The sequence below is a fragment of the Streptomyces sp. SID11385 genome (assembly GCF_010548245.1).
Classification (GTDB): domain Bacteria; phylum Actinomycetota; class Actinomycetes; order Streptomycetales; family Streptomycetaceae; genus Streptomyces.
In genome coordinates this window covers 1-348 of sequence record NZ_JAAGLR010000095.1, presented here as the reverse complement: position 1 = coordinate 348, position 348 = coordinate 1, and the positions used below count along the sequence as shown (strand labels likewise).

The window sequence follows — 348 nt, the reverse complement described above, 5'->3', positions numbered from 1 at the left end:
CGCCGCGCACCGCCCGGCGGGCCGGGGCGTCTGCTCGACGACCGCGCTCAGGGGGCGCGCCCACGGCGTCCCCGCGGCGTTCGCGTCCGCGCTGTCGCAGTACCCGCCCTCCGGGTCCCGCAGCGTGACCCGTACCCCGTCCCCGTAGGCCAGCCGCGTGCCCGCGGGCGGCACGGCGACGACGGAGGCGTAGGACTCGCCGCCGCCGGGGAGTTCGACGCGGTAGTACAGCGCCCCGTCGGCGGGCCGCACGCTGCTGCGGTACGGGGTGCCGCCGTCCAGCAGGGGCGCCTCCGCGCTCGACGCGAGGCCCCGGACGGTCCGCGTGCCGGGGGCGAAGGCGTAGTC

1 pseudogene is annotated in these 348 nt (G+C 80.2%); it reads right to left on the bottom strand.

Annotation, left to right across the window (positions count from 1 at the left end):
• Positions 1–348: pseudogene (locus G3I42_RS03275) on the bottom strand (hypothetical protein); the annotation flags it as partial.